Annotated in this window: 1 protein-coding gene; it reads left to right on the forward strand. The window is 59.1% G+C overall.

What is annotated here, in order from left to right; all coding sequences use genetic code 11:
• The first annotated feature begins 127 nt into the window (after positions 1-127).
• Entirely contained in the window at positions 128-1438 is a 1311-nt protein-coding gene (ltrA, locus tag F6X37_RS35670; RefSeq protein ID WP_262420167.1) for a group II intron reverse transcriptase/maturase, read from the forward strand.
• Positions 1439-1622: the final 184 nt, after the last annotated feature.

A 1622-nucleotide genomic window follows, 5' to 3' on the forward strand; every position in this document is an offset into this window, starting at 1 on the left:
CCCACTCCGCAGAAAAATGGACTCCGCTGAATACCCGTTAGGTGCTGCAGCGCCTAACGGGTAATGCCGGTGGAGGAAAGGGGCCTCAGTTCAAGACAAACGCAACACGTAGTGAGGGACCTGGAGATTGGGCAACCTATCAACTCCGATCAGTGTTCAGAAGCTGCAGATGGCGTTACACGCGAAAGCGAAGGCAGAAGCCGGGTACCGCTTCTATGCTCTGTACGACAAGATCTATCGTGAGGATTTGCTGGCGCATGCGTACGCCCAGTGTCGCTCGAACAAGGGCGCGCCGGGTGTCGATCGGCAAGACTTCGCGCAGGTCGAGGCGTATGGGGTGTCAAAGTGGCTCGGCGAACTGGCGCTTGCGCTCAGGCAGGAGACTTACCGGCCGGACCCTATCAGAAGAGTGTATATCCCGAAGGCCAATGGCAAGCTGAGGCCACTGGGCATCTCGACCTTGCGAGATCGGGTGTGCATGACAGCAGCGATGCTGGTGCTCGAACCGATCTTCGAAGCTGACCTCCCACCAGAGCAGTACGCTTACCGCCCGGGGCGAAATGCCCAGCAAGCGGTGATCGAGGTGGAAGAGCGGCTGCATAGAGGGCAAACGGACGTCGTAGACGCCGACCTGGCGGACTACTTCGGAAGTATTCCCCACGCCGATTTGATGTTGTCGCTTGCGCGACGCATCGTTGACCGGCGCGTGCTGCATCTGATCAAGATGTGGTTGGAGTGCTCCGTTGAAGAAACCGATAACCGGGGTCGCCAGACACGTACGACCGAGGCCAAGGATAGCAGGCGAGGCATTCCGCAAGGCTCACCCATCTCACCACTACTGGCGAATATTTACATGCGCCGGTTTGTGTTGGCATGGAAGAAGCTCGGGCTTGAGCGAAGTCTTGGCAGTCGAATCGTGACCTACGCGGACGATCTGGTGATCCTGTGCAAGCGGGGCAAAGCTGAAGAAGCGTTGTCGCGACTGCGCGAGATCATGAGCAAGCTGAAGCTGACGGTCAACGAGGAGAAGACACAAATCTGTGCAGTTCCGGAAGGGGAATTCGACTTCCTGGGTTACACGTTTGGGCGGATGTACTCAGCAACGACTGGCCAGGCCCGCATGGGCATGCGTCCGTCGAAGAAGAGTATCCGGCGCATGGTTGAGAAGGTTCATGCGCTGACCGCCGCTTCTATGACGTGGCTGGACACCACGGAGCTGGTTGGCAAGTTGAATCGCATGCTACGCGGCTGGGCGAACTACTTTAAGGTAGGGACGTTCAGACGCGCGTACCGGGCGCTCGACAGCTATACCGCTGCGCGGTTGCGCCGGTGGTTACGGAACAAGCATAAGGTCAGGCGTCGCGGGGGCGGGAGCTATCCACTCCAGCACCTCTACGGGCACTTCGGTCTCGTGCGCCTGACCGGTCCTTGGCTGTAACCTGCCGTGTTCGAAGGCGTGATGTCCTGTCCGAGAGCCGGATGCGGGAAATCTGCATGTCCGGTTCGATGAGCGGGGTGTGGAAACGGAGTTAGGGTGAGGTTACTCGGGCACCGCCAGACGAAAGGGGCGGAGAACAGACAAACCGAACCTACTGCCACCGCGCCACATCTCGACTCTACCG

This window comes from Paraburkholderia sp. 31.1 (genome assembly GCF_014397645.1).
GTDB classification, from domain to species: Bacteria; Pseudomonadota; Gammaproteobacteria; order Burkholderiales; family Burkholderiaceae; genus Paraburkholderia; species Paraburkholderia tuberum.